This is a genomic window from Neorhizobium sp. LMR1-1-1.1 (assembly GCF_040675795.1).
Classification (GTDB): Bacteria; Pseudomonadota; Alphaproteobacteria; order Rhizobiales; family Rhizobiaceae; genus Neorhizobium; species Neorhizobium cellulosilyticum.
The window spans coordinates 1298155-1312661 of sequence record NZ_JBEGHE010000001.1 but is presented as its reverse complement, the minus strand read 5'-3'; the positions used below and the strand labels follow the sequence as shown (position 1 = coordinate 1312661).

Here is a 14507-nt window from a genome sequence, read left to right as displayed (position 1 = left end):
ATACGGGTGAATTGGGCATGGCAAGAAGCGAGGGCGGCAAAGTCAAACGGCATTGGCGCCATCGCCGCCATGGCCCCTTCTTTGCGGCGGCAATTACTGCAATCATCGCCCTGCCCGTCCTGATCTTGCTGCTGCCTGAACTCGCGGCAGCTCTGACCGCGATCGTCTTCTTCGTGGTCTATCTGATCCTGATCGGCTTGCGCATCCGCCATCTCGATGCAGACCGGCTGCAGGCAAGCGGCCAGAATACCGATGAACCCGCGCCAATCATCCTTGCCGTTACCCTGCTCGCAGCCGTCGTGGCACTCGTCACGCTCTTCGAAGCCTTGAACCAGAAACAACCGTTGGGACTGGTGGACGTGGCAGTCGGCTTTGCAGCGGTCATTCTTGGATGGTTCTCCATCCATACGATGTTCTCGCTGCACTACGCTCATCTCTACTGGCGACCGGGTGACAAGCAAGACGGCAAATCGGTCGGCGGACTGGATTTCCCTCAGACGGATCGTCCGGGTGCCTGGGATTTCCTTTATTTCGGTTACGTCATCGGCATGACTGCCCAGACCTCCGATGTGGCGATCACGGCGACCGACATGCGCAAAATCAACCTGCTTCATGCCGTCGTCTCTTTCTTTTTCAACACGATACTGGTAGCCGCTGCGGTCAATGCCGTCGTCTCGCTGGCGACCTGAGGACGCCAACACAGCAAGCTCGAAAGGACCATTTCCATGAAGATCATTTCGCAAAACACCGCCTTTGGCGGCATGCAGGGCGTTTTCAGCCATGAATCGGATGCTTGCAAATGCGAGATGACCTTTGCGGTCTTCGTGCCGCCGCAGGCAACAAAAGAGCCGCGCCCGGTGCTCTGGTATCTTTCGGGCCTGACCTGCACCCATGCCAATGTCATGGAAAAAGGCGAGTATCGCCGTCTTGCAGCGGAACTCGGCCTGATCATCGTATGCCCGGATGTCAGCCCGCGCGGCAATGATGTCCCCGACGAACTGACCAACTGGCAAATGGGCAAGGGCGCGGGCTTCTATCTCGATGCGACCGAAAAGCCTTGGGCTGAAAACTACCAGATGTACACCTACATCACGCAGGAGCTGCCGAAGCTCGTCAGCGAACAGTTCCGCGTCGACATGGACAGGCAGGGCATTTTCGGCCATTCGATGGGCGGCCATGGCGCCATGACCATCGCGCTAAAAAGTCCGGATCGCTTCAAGAGCTGCTCAGCCTTCGCGCCAATCGTCGAGCCGTCGACAGCAGACTGGTCGGCCCCGGCGTATGAAAAATATCTCGGCGCGGACAAGGCTCTATGGCGCCAGTATGATGCCTGCGCGCTGGTCGCCGATGGCGCACGCTTCCCCGAATTCCTGATCGACCAGGGCAAGGCGGACGGCTTTCTGGAAAACGGCCTGCGGCCATGGCTGTTCGAGGAAGCCGTGAAGGGCACCGATATCGCCCTAACGCTCAGGATGCACGAGCGTTACGACCATTCCTACTACTTCATCTCGACCTTTATGGACGATCACCTGCGCTGGCATGCCGAGCGGCTTGGCTGATTTCTCCAAGAATTGCGAAGATGAAGGAAGCCGGCAACTTCGCCGGCTTCAATGTTTTCGGGGTCAGATCTTCTTGCGGTTATCGACCGAAAACGCGCCAGCGCCTGCGAAGAACAGGTAGATGAAGATGAACGAGAACAGGATGGCTGCCTCGCCATTGTTCAGCGCGGGCCAGAAGCCCCTTGATGCATGCGCCATGAAATAGGCGACAGCCATCTGTCCGGAAAGAATGAATGCGACCGGACGGGTGAGGAAGCCGACGGTGATGAGGATGCCGCCGATAAATTCCAGGAGTGCCGCAGTCAGCATTAGCGGCGACAGATGATCACCGCCCTGAGCTACCGGGAAGGAAAAGAGTTTCATGGTCCCGTGCTCAAGGAACAGTAAACCAGTCATGATTCTTAGGGCAGCGAGACCTTGCTCTCTATAGACTGCCAAACGATCGAAAAGCGCCATCGGATATCTCCCCGGATGAATAAAGCGGCACAGCGTTAGTTCACGGCCATTTTTGCCAGAAATCAATTTTCCGACACCATCCTTAGAAGTTGCAAATCCGATTTAAGCAAGCGGTTATGGAGTCCCGCCACTCGCAAGGGATGTAAGCAGTCCGGCACGATGCGGCCGCCCGAGCTGGAATTCCGAGGCGATTCGAGTGGCAATCTTTTCCGCGAGAGGACTGTCGGCAGGCTCCTTGCCGAAGCTCATGACCGATGTCTCGAATTCGCCCTCGGCAACCGGTTCACCCGATCCGACCGAGATGACCTTGACCGTAACTCTTGCGGAATAACGCTGGCCGAAAAGAAAAGGTGATCGGCGCGTATCGGACAACCTCACCGTCAGAATGGTCCGCGGCAGCATCATCGAACGCGATGTGGCGCGGATCGCGGAATCAACCAGAATATCGGTGCCGGTGATCAAATCGCGGGGAACATCCGGCTGGGCCGTCACGAAAGCGCCTCGCACATCATACAGCATGCGCTCCGCCTGCTCTTCTGCCGCCGGCATGCGAAAGCCGGCCAGCATCAGCACGGCAAGCGGAATAGCGATGATACGGAGAGATTTCAGGAACATGCTGGCATCCGGAATGACGAGCCCGCATGTTCCCCGTTTAGGGTTAGTGAAGCCTTAAACCGAAGGCTTCAGAGCCTCAAAAACCGCCACGGCAGCCTGAAATTCCGCGTGGCGCTTTTCGCGACGGTTCTGCGCTTCCGCATCCTCGCCCCAATGCTCGGCCGTCCAGTCCTCTTCGAGATGGGCAAGCTTCCAGATATCCTCAGCCGCAAGGTGCCCCTCGGCAAAGGCAAGCGCCAGAATGGCGGAGCCGGTCAGCGTTGTTACCGTATGGAGAACCGCGAGCTCGATCGGTGCGTCGTATTTTCTCAATACAGCAGAAAACGCCGCAGTTGCATCACGCGGCTGCTCCCTGGGCATCACGCCTTCGATCAGTTCGAAACACGCGCCGTGATGGCTTGCCGCCCAGTCGAGGACCGGATCCCATTGTTCCTGCTGGCGAAGAACGAGGTTCTCCGGGCTTTCAGCGCGGTAGCAGAGCATGTCGCTGGACGAGAAGCGCAGAATATCCTCGAACACGGCCTGAGCCTCGACGGCAACACCGTCGATGGCGGTATTGATCAAGCGCGTCACCGGCATGGTCCGCGGATCGATGACCTCCACCTGGTTCGCCCATTCGTCGCGCAGCAATTCTGCGAGCCGTGCAGTCGGGACTGCAAGTGCGGCCTTCGCCGGTGTCTTCACCGGGCGACCGTCGAGATGCACGACATGCCCGCCCTCGCCTTCCACGATCGAAACCTCGGTATAGAACCGCTTCGGCAGCGGCTTCTGCATCTGAATCTGCGCCCGCCGCGTCGGGTCCGGATGGCTCATCGCTTCTGAAGGATCGGGGAAAAGTTCGCGCATGTCTTGTTCCTCAGCCGATATGGGCCAGTATCTCGCTCGGGTGGCTGACGATCACGTCGGCACCGGCCTCCTTGAGTTCCGTGACGGAAGCGTAACCCCAAGAAACACCGATCGCGGTCGCACCGGCAGCCTTTGCCATCTGCATATCGTAGATGGCATCGCCAATCACAAGCGTGTCGGCCGGCCGCATGCCGGTCTCGTCGCAGCATTCCGTCACCATCGCCGGATGCGGCTTGGACGGGCAATCGTCGGCTGTGCGCGATGCGACGAACTTGAAGCCGTGCGTCTCCCTGACGGAATCCAGACCGCGACGGGACTTGCCGGTGACGGCACCGAGAATGATCTCATCACGGCCCTGAAGCGTGTTCATCAGTTCGAGAATGCCGGGAAACAGCGGTTCGCGGTAATCGAGATCGCTGCGAACGAGGGAAAACAGCGACTTGTAATAGGCCATCATGTCGATGTCCTCCTGGTCCGCATGCTGCTTGCCCTGCATCCGCGCGATCGCAATATCGAGCGTCAGCCCGATGATCGATTTCGTATCCTCGAATGTTGGCTCCGGCTTGCCGAAATGCAGGAACGTGCGACGCATGGTTTCATGGATCAGGCCCGCGCTATCGATCAGCGTACCGTCGCAATCAAACAGAACCAGTTTCATTGTATCTCTTTGCGTTTAAGGTCGATGTATTGGCGCAGAACCTCGGTGTGCTCGCGAACGGCAAGCGTATTTTCCCTTACTGCAGCAGTATTCTCATTCCCTACCCGCTTAATTTCTCCACGACCTCGCAATGCAAAAATCATGAAAAAGACCAGCGGCGAAAATATAACCACGTAAGGCAAGACATCCATTGCCACATCCCCTGTTACTCGTCGTCGTCCCTTGCGCCATTTTCCATGTCGAAGCCGAGCAGGTTCCAGCTCTGGACCATATGTGGCGGCAGCGGCGCGGTAATCTTCAGGCGACCGCCATTCGGATGTGGAATGTCGATATGGCGTGCGTGCAGATGCAGCTTCTTCTGGATGCCACCCGGGAAAGGCCAATTGACATCGTCGTCGTAATATTTCGGATCGCCGATGATCGGATGGCCCATGGAAAGCGCGTGAACGCGCAACTGGTGGGTACGGCCGGTATAGGGCTCCATCTCCAGCCATGCCAGCGACTGCGCCGCGGTTTCAAGCACGCGGTAATAGGAGATGGCGTGATCGGCGCCCTCCTCGCCATGCTTGGCGATCCGCATCTTGTCACCATCCGGTGTCTGGATCTTCACCAGCCAGGACGACAGCTTGTCCTCGCGCTTGCGCGGCACGCCCTTCACCAGCGACCAGTAGGTCTTCTTCGTGTCGCGCTCGCGAAATGCTGCGGTCAGTTTCTGGGCGGCACCGCGGGTACGGGCAATCACCAGGACGCCGGAGGTATCGCGGTCGAGACGATGCACAAGACGTGGCTTCTCACCCTTGGGGCTGATCCAGGATTCGAGCATCTGGTCGATATGGCGCGTCACGCCGGAACCGCCCTGCACGGCAAGGCCGGCCGGCTTGTTGAGCACAATCACCTTGTCGTCTTCATGCAGAACCATACGCTGCAGCAGCTCGTAATCGCCGGCGTGCTTCAGGTCCTTGGAGGCGATAGGGCCCTTCTTGGAATCCGTATCCATGGGCGGCACGCGAACCGTCTGGCCGGGCTCGACGCGCGTGTCGGTCTTGACGCGACCACCATCGACGCGCACCTGACCGGAACGCAGCAATTTCTGCAACGGACCGAATCCAAGACCCGGATAGTGAATCTTGAACCAACGGTCGAGGCGCATGCCTGCCTCGTCCGCCTCGACGCGGATATGCTCGATGCCTGCCATCAACGCTCTTTCTTATATCTTCTTGAGGGCCGCTCTTTAGAGCATTGCCCGCCCGAGCGCCAGCCCGGCAAAGACGGCGGCGAACGAAACCACGAGGCTGCCGATCACGTAAGCGGCGGCGGCAGTGATCGCGCCGCGCTCGAAAAGGACCATCGTATCGAGGGAAAAGGACGACCAGGTGGTGAAGCCGCCGATAATTCCGGTGACGATGAACACGCGCAATTCCATCGAAGCGTCGAAACGGCGCGCGATCATTTCCACCGACAAGCCGATAATGAAGGATCCGATGACGTTTACGGTAAGAGTTCCCCAGGGAAAGGCCGGCCCAAACCAGCGGACAGAAAACACACCCACCAGATAACGAAGAACTGAACCGATTGCCCCGCCCAATGCGGCCAATAGAATATTCGTCATGACTTCAACCCTTGACTGCGTGACTAAAAGCCCACATCGTTAAAAAGCAGTGGTTCGGCTTAAGCATCGAAGAACACCCCTTCTCGTAAGGGTGGAAGATCGAAGGTGAGGCAAATGACCCAGATCGTGACCATTTCTGCAAATACGGCGGCTTTGAATATCGAAGCGCTCCGCACGCCACGCCGCGTTTCCGTGAAGGACCAGGTGGCCGATGTCAAGGCTGACGCTGATCGGAACGCCAAGGCCCTGGAGAATGTCAGCGATCCGGAAGCCATTGATAACATGATCCCCGCGATAAAGGTCGGCATCGACGTCCTGACCACCGGCAAACAGCCGCAGCAGCAATATTCCCTGCAGCAGGTCGAAGCGGCCTATCGCGACCTCGAAGACTGAGTATTTTGAACTGAACGGCTAGTCTGCTGCACGCGCGCTGAACTCCCGCTTCGACATTCCAATGCCTCCTTCAGACAGACAAGATCGCCGAACGGCGAACCCGGTGCGGGTCTCCGCCGGAGCAGGTTGTCATTGAACCAGATCAATCCATACCGATCATGCGACAGAAATCGTGCCGGTTTCGACATGCGGCCCTTGCCAAAAGGTATGCCGCAACGATAATGAGCGCGACCCGTAGGGAGAAGCCGCTTCAATGCGGTGCCGAAGGAGCAACCGCCCCGGAAACTCTCAGGCAAAAGGACCACGGGTAGACTGCAGGAACTCTGGAGAGTAGCAGCCGATTTTCGGAGGCTCGCCGAAGGGATAACAATCTCAGGCGAAAGGGACAGAGGGGGCTCGAAACCGACATGGGCAAACCCGTGTCCTAATCTGAGCCGGCGTGCGACCTGTTTTCAGGCGTGCCCAAACCTGGAGACGTCTTTTGGACGATCAAGCAGCTCTTCGCACTACTCCGCTCCACGCATTGCACATCTCGCTCGGCGCAAAAATGGTGCCGTTCGCCGGTTATGACATGCCGGTGCAATATCCGCTCGGCGTGATGAAGGAACACCTTCATACCCGCGCGGAGGCCGGTCTGTTCGACGTGTCTCATATGGGCCAGGTGATCGTGAAGGCGAAATCCGGCGAATATGCCGACGCGGCGCTGGCGCTCGAAAAGCTCGTCCCGGTCGACATTCTGGGCCTCAAGGAAGGCCGCCAGCGTTACGGCTTCTTCACAGATGCAAATGGTGGCATCCTCGACGACCTGATGATCACCAATCGCGGTGACCATCTTCTTGTTGTCGTCAACGCCGCCTGCAAGGATCAGGACGTCGCCCATATGAAGGCGAACCTCGCCGACTGCGACGTCACACTTCTGGAAGACCGTGCACTGATCGCCCTTCAGGGTCCCCGAGCGCAGGCGGTTCTGGCGGAACTCTGGGCAGGCGTATCGGCCATGAAGTTCATGGACGTGCGCGAAGTGCCGCTTCACGACGTGCCCTGCATTATCTCCCGCTCCGGTTATTCCGGCGAGGATGGCTTTGAGATTTCCGTACCCGAAGCCCATGCCGTCGAAGTCGCCAAGGCTCTGCTCGAACACCCGGACTGCGAAGCCATCGGCCTCGGCGCGCGCGACAGTCTTCGTCTCGAAGCCGGCCTGTGCCTTTATGGAAACGATATCGACACCACCACCTCCCCGATCGAAGCCTCGCTCGAATGGGCGTTGCAAAAGGCCCGCAAGGCCGGCGGCGACCGCGAAGGCGGTTTTCCGGGCGCAGAACGCATCCTCGGCGAACTGGCCAATGGCACGACCCGCCGCCGCGTTGGCCTGAAGCCCGAAGGCAAGGCACCGGTTCGCTCGCATGCAAAACTCTACGCCGATGCGGAAGGCAGGACCGAGCTCGGCGAAGTCACATCCGGCACATTCGGCCCGAGCGTCGAAGGCCCGGTTGCCATGGGTTACCTGCCGATTAGCCACACCGATGCTGGCACACAGGTCTATGCGGAAGTCCGCGGCAAATACTTGCCCATGACCGTCACCGCCCTTCCCTTCATCACCCCCACCTATAAACGCTAAGAAATCCTCCGGAGAGAACTAAAATGTTGAAATTCACCGCTGAACACGAATGGCTGAAGCTTGAGGGCGATGTCGCCACTGTTGGCATCACCCAGCACGCCGCCGACCAGCTTGGCGACCTCGTTTTTGTCGAGCTTCCGGAAGTCGGCGCAGAACTCGTCAAGGACGGCAATGCCGCCACCGTCGAGAGCGTCAAGGCTGCGTCTGACGTCTACTCCCCGCTCGATGGCGAAGTCACCGAAGTCAACCAGGCGATCGTCGACGACCCGTCGCTCGTTAATTCCGATCCGCAGGGCGCCGCCTGGTTCTTCAAGCTGAAGCTGAAGAACGTTTCCGACGTCGATGGCCTGATGGACGAAGCCGCCTACAAGGACCTGATCGGATGACCGAGAATACCGATTTCCACTTCACCGACTATAATCCGTATGACTTCGCCAATCGGCGTCATATCGGCCCCTCGCCGGCTGAAATGACCGAAATGCTGAAGGTCATCGGTTATAAGTCGCTCGACGCGCTGATCGATGCCACCGTGCCCTCCTCGATCCGCCAGCAGGCCCCGCTTACCTGGGGTGCGGCGCTCTCGGAGCGCGAGGCGCTCGACAAGCTGCGCGAGACCGCCAACAAGAACCAGGTCCTGACTTCGCTGATCGGTCAGGGCTATTACGGCACCATCACCCCGCCGGTCATCCAGCGCAACATTCTGGAAAATCCGGCCTGGTACACGGCCTATACGCCTTACCAGCCGGAAATCAGCCAAGGCCGTCTCGAGGCGCTGCTGAACTTCCAGACGATGATCGCCGACCTGACCGGTCTCGACGTCGCCAACGCCTCGCTGCTCGATGAAGCGACCGCTGCTGCCGAAGCCATGGCGCTCTGCCAGCGCCAGGCAAAGACCAAGGCGAGCGCTTTCTTCGTCGATAAGGCCTGCCACCCGCAGACCATCGCGCTGATCGAAACCCGCGCCGCCCCGCTCGGCTGGAGCGTCATCATCGGCGATCCGATGACCGATCTCGACCCGGTCGACGTTTTTGGTGCGATCTTCCAGTATCCGGGCACCAATGGCGAAGTTCGTGACTTCACCGGCCTGATCTCCCGCCTGCACCAGACCGGTGCGCTTGCTGCAGTCGCCGCCGACCTTCTGGCCCTGACGCTTTTGAAGTCTCCCGGTGAGATGGGCGCCGATATCGCCATCGGTTCCTCGCAACGCTTCGGCGTTCCGGTCGGCTACGGCGGTCCGCACGCAGCCTACATGGCCGTCAAGGATGCCCACAAGCGCGCCATGCCCGGCCGTCTTGTCGGCGTTTCGGTCGATGCCCGCGGCAACCGCGCCTATCGCCTGTCGCTGCAGACCCGCGAACAGCATATCCGCCGCGAAAAGGCGACCTCGAACATCTGCACCGCGCAGGTTCTGCTCGCCGTCATGGCCTCGATGTACGGCGTCTTCCACGGCCCGCAGGGCCTGAAGGCAATTGCCCAGCAGGTTCACAAGAAGGCCGTGCTGATGGCAAAGGGCCTGGAAAAGCTCGGCTACAAAATCGAGCCGGAAACCTTCTTCGACACGATCACGGTCGAGGTCGGCCACATGCAGGGCCTGATCCTGCGGGCAGCCGTTGCCGAAGGCGTCAACCTGCGCAAGGTCGGCGAGACCAAGATCGGCATGTCGCTCGATGAGCGTACCCGTCCGGTCACGCTCGAAGCCGTCTGGCGTGCATTCGGCGGCAATTTCAAGGTCTCCGACTTCGAGGTCGAATACCGCCTGCCGACCGCGCTGCTCAGAAAATCGGATTACATGACCCATCCGATCTTCCACATGAACCGCGCCGAAAGCGAGATGACCCGCTACATCCGCCGACTGTCGGACCGCGACCTCGCGCTCGACCGTGCGATGATCCCGCTCGGCTCCTGCACGATGAAACTCAATGCGACAGCGGAAATGCTGCCGATCACCTGGCCGGAATTTTCGGATATCCATCCGTTCGTTCCTGTCGACCAGGCGCTCGGCTACAAGGAAATGATCGACGACCTGTCGGAAAAGCTTTGCCAGGTTACCGGTTACGACGCCTTCTCCATGCAGCCGAATTCGGGCGCGCAGGGCGAATATGCGGGCCTGCTCACCATCCGCAATTACCACATTGCCAATGGCGACACGCATCGCAACGTCTGCCTGATCCCGACATCCGCGCACGGCACTAACCCCGCCTCGGCACAGATGGTCGGCATGAAGGTCGTAGTCGTCAAGGTTCGTGACAATGGCGATATCGATCTCGACGATTTCCGCGCCAAGGCCGAAGAACATGCCGCAAATCTTTCGGCTTGCATGATCACATACCCGTCCACGCATGGCGTGTTCGAGGAAACGGTCAAGGAAATCTGCGACATCACCCACAAGCACGGCGGCCAGGTCTATCTCGACGGCGCCAACATGAACGCCATGGTCGGCCTTGCCCGCCCCGGCGACATCGGCTCCGACGTGTCGCACTTGAACCTGCACAAGACCTTCTGCATCCCGCATGGCGGCGGTGGTCCCGGCATGGGGCCGATCGGCGTCAAGGCGCATCTGGCAGCTTATCTGCCCGGTCACCCGCAATCGGATGGTCGTGAAGGTGCGGTTTCGGCTGCTCCGTTCGGCTCGCCGTCGATCCTGCCTATCTCCTGGTCCTACTGCCTGATGATGGGCGGCGAAGGCCTGATGCAGGCAACCAAGGTTGCGATCCTCAACGCCAACTATATCGCAGCCCGCCTCAAGGGTGCCTATGACGTGCTCTACAAGTCGGAAACCGGCCGCGTGGCGCATGAATGCATCATCGACACCCGCCCGCTCAACGCCTCTGCCGGCGTGACGGTGGACGACGTGGCCAAGCGCCTGATCGACTGCGGTTTCCACGCACCGACCATGAGCTGGCCGGTTGCCGGCACACTGATGATCGAGCCGACAGAGTCGGAAACCAAGGCCGAACTCGACCGCTTCTGCGAAGCGATGCTGGCGATCCGCGAGGAAGCCCGCGACATAGAGGAAGGCCGTTCAGACAAGCTCAACAACCCGCTGAAGAACGCTCCGCATACGGTGGAAGACCTCGTCGGCGAGTGGGATCGTCCCTATTCCCGCGAACAGGCCTGCTTCCCGCCCGGCTCGTTCCGAGTCGACAAATACTGGTCCTCGGTCAACCGTATCGACAACGTCTATGGTGACCGCAACCTCGTATGCTCCTGCCCTCCGCTGGAGGATTATGCAGAAGCTGCCGAGTAATCGACCCGGTACAAAACGATTGGAAAAGGCGGCCTCTGGCCGCCTTTTCTGTATCAAAATGAACCATTTGCGCCGTCGTGCATTATAGGCCTAAGGCCGGATGCATTGAGGATGATCAGATGTATCCGATGGGTGCCATGTCCTAAAGGCACTCTCCTGCTTCCGAACCAGCAGCAAAACATGCTCTTTCGGAAACTCCAGCATGGTTGTGAGGACAGAAATGTTTAGGGATAAGGTTTCGTCTAGCATCGTACTCGGATCGGATGATCTCGAGCTGCTCCATCGGTTTCTGGAAGCCTGGTGCGAGGAGAACGATGTATCACCTGAAAGCGAGCAGGCCCAGGCTATCGCATCGGGGCTGATGAACTGGTATCAGTTCGAACTCGGCGACCGCAATAACCTGAAATCCGATCTTTCGACGCCGCTTCCCGAGTCAGAGGAACTGGAAACCCTTCTGCGGAAATTGAAGGCCGCCTGAAGCAATAGTGGTCAGGCCTGCCTCACGCGCGGCGTTCTCCACCCCACCAGCATGTTCACCAGTGACGTGATCCGGGCCTGCATCCATTTGACGACGGCTGCCAGCGTGCCGCCCCGGCGCACTTCCCGATCGAACATGTAGCTGAGCAGCGTGATCGCGATGCTGATCAGAACCGCCTGGAGAACGGCAGACTGAAGAGTATTCGGCTCACCAGGCCAGCCGTAGAGGATCATGTTGCCGAAAGCGAAGGTGAAGAGACTGGTGCGCCCGAAAAACACCGGCTTTTCCAGCCGCTGCTTGACCTCCGGCGAGAGGCGCTGGGTGAGAAGCACCGCAAGGCTCGTCATGGCAATCGCCCCGCATAGGCCGGCGGCGAAATAGAGCGGATCGCTATCCATCCGCAGCGACATGTCGCCGAGTTCCGCCAAGGACTTCTCGTCGTAGAAAAGAATACCGAGAGCGATCACCACAGCCGAGCCGCCCAGAAGGTAGGACGCCCTTGTGACGACGCCGATTGCCGGCTTCTGGGACTGACGAGCTCGATCTCCCGCAATCAGCCGACCGAATGCCATGCCCGCGATGATTAGGCTTGTTCCATGCAGGATCGACGGACCGCCGAGCCTGGCATCGCCGACACCGAAGAGGAATGTCACGACCCGTTCTGCATACATGCCCAGATTGAAATCGAGCGGGCTAGGAAGCCCGCGAATGACCGGATGGGCGGCATGGACGATCAGCGCCAGAACCGCGAGCGGCAGCAAGCCGACCCTGCAGCGCAGCCACAAAAGGAAGGGCGCCAGAAAAAGTACGACAGCATAGAATTTGAGGATATCGGTGAAGGGCGTGACGCCGATCAGCATCATGGTCGCCAGCGAGAATTTCAGCGAATAGCCATCGGCAAACAGGTAGAGGACGAAGACCGAGACGCAGTAAAGAAGCCAGCACTGTATCGCGCGGGAAAACAGCCGTACAGCAACCCGTTCCTGCTCACCGGCAACGAATCTCGGCCGATAGACGATCTCGAGCATCGTGCCGAACAGCAGGATGAATGTGGGGGTGGCGAGCGCCATAAGCGCGCGCAGGAAATCGGCCGAAGCACCGCTCCAGAACGTGTCCATATTAGTGACGACCCAGACATGGCTGAGCATGGCGAAAAAGATGGCGACCGACCGGGTCAGATCTATTCCGATAATTCTCGGAATTGCTGCTTTACCCGCCATGAACAGCTCCTTCAGCCGGCATCGGAAATATTGCAGTGCAATACCGACATAGGCTCATGCGTTTTTAGGGCAATCCCTAAATCTGACACTTCTCCCGATTTCCGATCGAACCATGTGGTCGATCGGATCGGCATGAGCTGGATGTTTTGGCCAGGAATGCGGCCATTATGGGGACCTCTCCTCATCGGGAACAAGTGACCATGAGACGGATGTCCCTGATCGACACAGGAAACGGGGTAAACAATGACGGGACTTAACCCTGTCCCTTCACCCTTCATTCGCGCCTGTCCTTCATAACGATGGCGAACGATGATGAAGGCAAGGCCATGACGATTTCTGCAGCAATGAGCACTTCCGTCGCCGGCATGCAGACGCAATCCCAGCGTCTGAATACGGCTGCGAATAATATCGCCAATGCCTCAACGCCCGGATACGACGTCGATCCGGCAGGGGAAATGATCGATGTGATGACAGCCGAACAAGGCTTTGCCGCCAACGCTGCCGTCTTCGAAACCGGTGCGGACATGTGGGATCTGGTGCTGACGATCAAGCGGGATTAACGCTGGCAAAGATTTCGACCTGATCGCACGCGATCAAAATCGCGTCAGCCGGTCGGTCTGGGCGGTTGAGTTGGGCGGCGAACTCGAAGAAGAGAGGGTTCCTTATCCCAAGACCCAGAGCATCCCGCCTTGTTTCATCTCTTCAAAGCCATCCTTTGCTTCTATGTCGTTGCCCGTTTCATCTATCCGCTGCCTTGGCCGAACTGGCTGAAAGGTTTTCTCGCCGTCATCCTGATGGTGGTGTTCCAGCACAGCCTGATCAGCCTTCTCGTCTTCGGCACGATGTTCTCGCCGGAAGTGCCGAGGTTAGCGATGATCATGGCGAACTGGCTGTCAGGCTTCATACTGCTGACTGCCGTCTGCCAGCTCGCAATCGACATCGGTGCATCGGTGATCGCGGCCTTGAAACGCCGGCGCATCTCGATCGCACCGAAACTGCGCTACAGCGTCGGCATCGTCACCATGTCGCTGGCGGCCTTTGCCGTTTCCCAGGCAATCCGCGTTCCGCCGGTGAAGGAAGTCGAGATCAGGATCCGCAATCTCCCGGCGGAATTCGACGGCTACCGGATGATCCAGCTCACCGATCTGCATATCAGCCGCCTGTTCCAAGCGCCCTGGGTCGAAGAGACTGTTGCAAAGGCTAATGCCCAAAATGCCGACCTGATCGTCATCACCGGTGACTTGATCGATGGCGACCTTCAGGCCCGAACGCGTGACGTTGCACCGCTGGCAAAGCTGAGGGCAACGGATGGCATTTACACCATTCCGGGCAATCATGAGTATTACTTCGGCCATGATGGCTGGATGGCGAAATATCAGGAGCTTGGCCTCAAAACCATCTCCAACGGCCATGTTCTGTTGTCGCGCGGAGACGCGAAGCTAACGCTTGCAGGCGTCAACGATGTCAACGCGACCCGTTTCGGCCTCGAAGGGCCGGATGTCGCGAAGGCATTGGCCGGCGCACCGCCGGAAGCCCCCATCATCCTCCTGGACCACCAGCCGCGCAATGCACGGGTATCAGCACAAGCCGGTGCCGATCTGCAGCTTTCCGGCCATACACATGGCGGCATGATCCTTGGTATGGACCGGTTGGTCGCACGCTTCAACAACGGCTTTGTGTCCGGCCGTTACGACGTCGGCGACATGCAGCTTTACGTCAACAACGGCACGGCTTTGTGGATCGGTTTTACGCTGCGGCTTGGCGTGCCATCGGAGCTGACCGTCATCACGCTTCGGCCCGCCTGAAAC

Annotated in this window: 17 protein-coding genes and 1 riboswitch; of the genes, 9 read left to right on the top strand and 8 right to left on the bottom strand. The window is 59.0% G+C overall.

All coding sequences use genetic code 11. The features are described 5' to 3' along the window. The first annotated feature begins 17 nt into the window (after positions 1–17). Both MRBLMR1_RS06350 and fghA read left to right on the top strand, forming a co-directional pair. A complete protein-coding gene (locus tag MRBLMR1_RS06350; RefSeq protein ID WP_148144847.1) occupies positions 18–689 on the top strand; it encodes a DUF1345 domain-containing protein in 672 nt (223 codons plus the stop codon). Between the two features lie 36 nt (positions 690–725). After that, the gene (gene fghA / locus MRBLMR1_RS06345; protein WP_148144848.1) at positions 726–1559 is read left to right on the top strand and encodes an S-formylglutathione hydrolase; all 834 of its coding nucleotides are present in this window, start codon (positions 726–728) and stop codon (positions 1557–1559) included. Between the two features lie 63 nt (positions 1560–1622). Here fghA and MRBLMR1_RS06340 read toward each other — a convergent pair whose 3' ends face one another. From MRBLMR1_RS06340 to crcB, 7 genes are all read right to left on the bottom strand, one after another. Beyond that, on the bottom strand, positions 1623–2015 hold the full coding sequence (locus tag MRBLMR1_RS06340) for a DoxX family protein (protein WP_148144849.1): 393 nt from the start codon (positions 2013–2015) through the stop codon (positions 1623–1625). 114 nt (positions 2016–2129) lie between these two features. Beyond that, entirely contained in the window at positions 2130–2630 is a 501-nt protein-coding gene (locus MRBLMR1_RS06335) for a hypothetical protein (protein WP_148144850.1), read from the bottom strand. 54 nt (positions 2631–2684) lie between these two features. Then, on the bottom strand, positions 2685–3476 hold the full coding sequence (locus tag MRBLMR1_RS06330; protein WP_148144851.1) for an ATP12 family chaperone protein: 792 nt from the start codon (positions 3474–3476) through the stop codon (positions 2685–2687). A 10-nt stretch (positions 3477–3486) separates the two neighbouring features. Next, a complete protein-coding gene (locus MRBLMR1_RS06325; RefSeq protein ID WP_148144852.1) occupies positions 3487–4134 on the bottom strand; it encodes an HAD-IA family hydrolase in 648 nt (215 codons plus the stop codon). Beyond that, positions 4131–4325, bottom strand: coding sequence for a hypothetical protein (locus tag MRBLMR1_RS06320; RefSeq protein ID WP_148144853.1), 195 nt, complete (start codon positions 4323–4325; stop codon positions 4131–4133). The genes MRBLMR1_RS06325 and MRBLMR1_RS06320 overlap by 4 nt, the downstream gene beginning before the upstream one ends. A 14-nt stretch (positions 4326–4339) precedes the next feature. After that, complete coding sequence (locus MRBLMR1_RS06315; RefSeq protein ID WP_148144854.1) at positions 4340–5329, bottom strand: RluA family pseudouridine synthase; 990 nt, start codon at positions 5327–5329, stop codon at positions 4340–4342. 36 nt (positions 5330–5365) lie between these two features. After that, entirely contained in the window at positions 5366–5743 is a 378-nt protein-coding gene (crcB, locus tag MRBLMR1_RS06310) for a fluoride efflux transporter CrcB (RefSeq protein WP_148144855.1), read from the bottom strand. A gap of 114 nt (positions 5744–5857) precedes the next feature. On the opposite strand from crcB, the gene MRBLMR1_RS06305 reads away from it, so the two are divergent. From MRBLMR1_RS06305 to MRBLMR1_RS06285, 5 genes are all read left to right on the top strand, one after another. Next, positions 5858–6136, top strand: a complete 279-nt coding sequence (locus tag MRBLMR1_RS06305; RefSeq protein ID WP_148144856.1) for a hypothetical protein — start codon at positions 5858–5860, stop codon at positions 6134–6136. Between the two features lie 225 nt (positions 6137–6361). Next, positions 6362–6450: riboswitch (glycine riboswitch) on the top strand. 167 nt (positions 6451–6617) lie between these two features. Then, positions 6618–7754: a glycine cleavage system aminomethyltransferase GcvT gene (gcvT, locus tag MRBLMR1_RS06300; RefSeq protein ID WP_148144857.1), complete on the top strand. Its 1137-nt coding sequence runs from the start codon at positions 6618–6620 to the stop codon at positions 7752–7754. Between the two features lie 23 nt (positions 7755–7777). Then, positions 7778–8140 (top strand): glycine cleavage system protein GcvH, encoded by a 363-nt coding sequence (gene gcvH, locus MRBLMR1_RS06295; RefSeq protein ID WP_148144858.1) that lies wholly within the window; start codon positions 7778–7780, stop codon positions 8138–8140. After that, on the top strand, positions 8137–11001 hold the full coding sequence (gene gcvP / locus MRBLMR1_RS06290) for an aminomethyl-transferring glycine dehydrogenase (RefSeq protein WP_148144859.1): 2865 nt from the start codon (positions 8137–8139) through the stop codon (positions 10999–11001). The genes gcvH and gcvP overlap by 4 nt, the downstream gene beginning before the upstream one ends. Positions 11002–11221: 220 nt before the next feature. Continuing rightward, positions 11222–11479 (top strand): hypothetical protein, encoded by a 258-nt coding sequence (locus tag MRBLMR1_RS06285; protein WP_500064004.1) that lies wholly within the window; start codon positions 11222–11224, stop codon positions 11477–11479. Between the two features lie 11 nt (positions 11480–11490). On the opposite strand, the gene MRBLMR1_RS06280 is transcribed toward MRBLMR1_RS06285, so the two are convergent. Beyond that, positions 11491–12699, bottom strand: a complete 1209-nt coding sequence (locus tag MRBLMR1_RS06280) for an acyltransferase family protein (RefSeq protein ID WP_148144861.1) — start codon at positions 12697–12699, stop codon at positions 11491–11493. A gap of 326 nt (positions 12700–13025) precedes the next feature. Between MRBLMR1_RS06280 and MRBLMR1_RS06275 the strand changes: the two genes are divergently transcribed. Together MRBLMR1_RS06275 and MRBLMR1_RS06270 are read left to right on the top strand one after the other, a co-directional pair. Next, complete coding sequence (locus tag MRBLMR1_RS06275; protein WP_148144862.1) at positions 13026–13259, top strand: flagellar basal body protein; 234 nt, start codon at positions 13026–13028, stop codon at positions 13257–13259. A 129-nt stretch (positions 13260–13388) separates the two neighbouring features. Continuing rightward, positions 13389–14504, top strand: coding sequence for a metallophosphoesterase (locus MRBLMR1_RS06270; RefSeq protein ID WP_148144863.1), 1116 nt, complete (start codon positions 13389–13391; stop codon positions 14502–14504). Positions 14505–14507 lie beyond the last annotated feature (3 nt).

Bases quoted from the DNA above. Each gene is read 5' to 3' on its own strand.
- MRBLMR1_RS06350 (WP_148144847.1), top strand. From the start codon at position 18: ATGGCAAGAAGCGAGGGCGGCAAAGTCAAACGGCATTGGCGCCATCGC.
- fghA (WP_148144848.1), top strand. From the start codon at position 726: ATGAAGATCATTTCGCAAAACACCGCCTTTGGCGGCATGCAGGGCGTT.
- MRBLMR1_RS06340 (WP_148144849.1), bottom strand. From the start codon at position 2,015: ATGGCGCTTTTCGATCGTTTGGCAGTCTATAGAGAGCAAGGTCTCGCT.
- MRBLMR1_RS06335 (WP_148144850.1), bottom strand. From the start codon at position 2,630: ATGTTCCTGAAATCTCTCCGTATCATCGCTATTCCGCTTGCCGTGCTG.
- MRBLMR1_RS06330 (WP_148144851.1), bottom strand. From the start codon at position 3,476: ATGCGCGAACTTTTCCCCGATCCTTCAGAAGCGATGAGCCATCCGGAC.
- MRBLMR1_RS06325 (WP_148144852.1), bottom strand. From the start codon at position 4,134: ATGAAACTGGTTCTGTTTGATTGCGACGGTACGCTGATCGATAGCGCG.
- MRBLMR1_RS06320 (WP_148144853.1), bottom strand. From the start codon at position 4,325: ATGGATGTCTTGCCTTACGTGGTTATATTTTCGCCGCTGGTCTTTTTC.
- MRBLMR1_RS06315 (WP_148144854.1), bottom strand. From the start codon at position 5,329: ATGGCAGGCATCGAGCATATCCGCGTCGAGGCGGACGAGGCAGGCATG.
- crcB (WP_148144855.1), bottom strand. From the start codon at position 5,743: ATGACGAATATTCTATTGGCCGCATTGGGCGGGGCAATCGGTTCAGTT.
- MRBLMR1_RS06305 (WP_148144856.1), top strand. From the start codon at position 5,858: ATGACCCAGATCGTGACCATTTCTGCAAATACGGCGGCTTTGAATATC.
- gcvH (WP_148144858.1), top strand. From the start codon at position 7,778: ATGTTGAAATTCACCGCTGAACACGAATGGCTGAAGCTTGAGGGCGAT.
- gcvP (WP_148144859.1), top strand. From the start codon at position 8,137: ATGACCGAGAATACCGATTTCCACTTCACCGACTATAATCCGTATGAC.
- MRBLMR1_RS06285 (WP_500064004.1), top strand. From the start codon at position 11,222: ATGTTTAGGGATAAGGTTTCGTCTAGCATCGTACTCGGATCGGATGAT.
- MRBLMR1_RS06280 (WP_148144861.1), bottom strand. From the start codon at position 12,699: ATGGCGGGTAAAGCAGCAATTCCGAGAATTATCGGAATAGATCTGACC.
- MRBLMR1_RS06275 (WP_148144862.1), top strand. From the start codon at position 13,026: ATGACGATTTCTGCAGCAATGAGCACTTCCGTCGCCGGCATGCAGACG.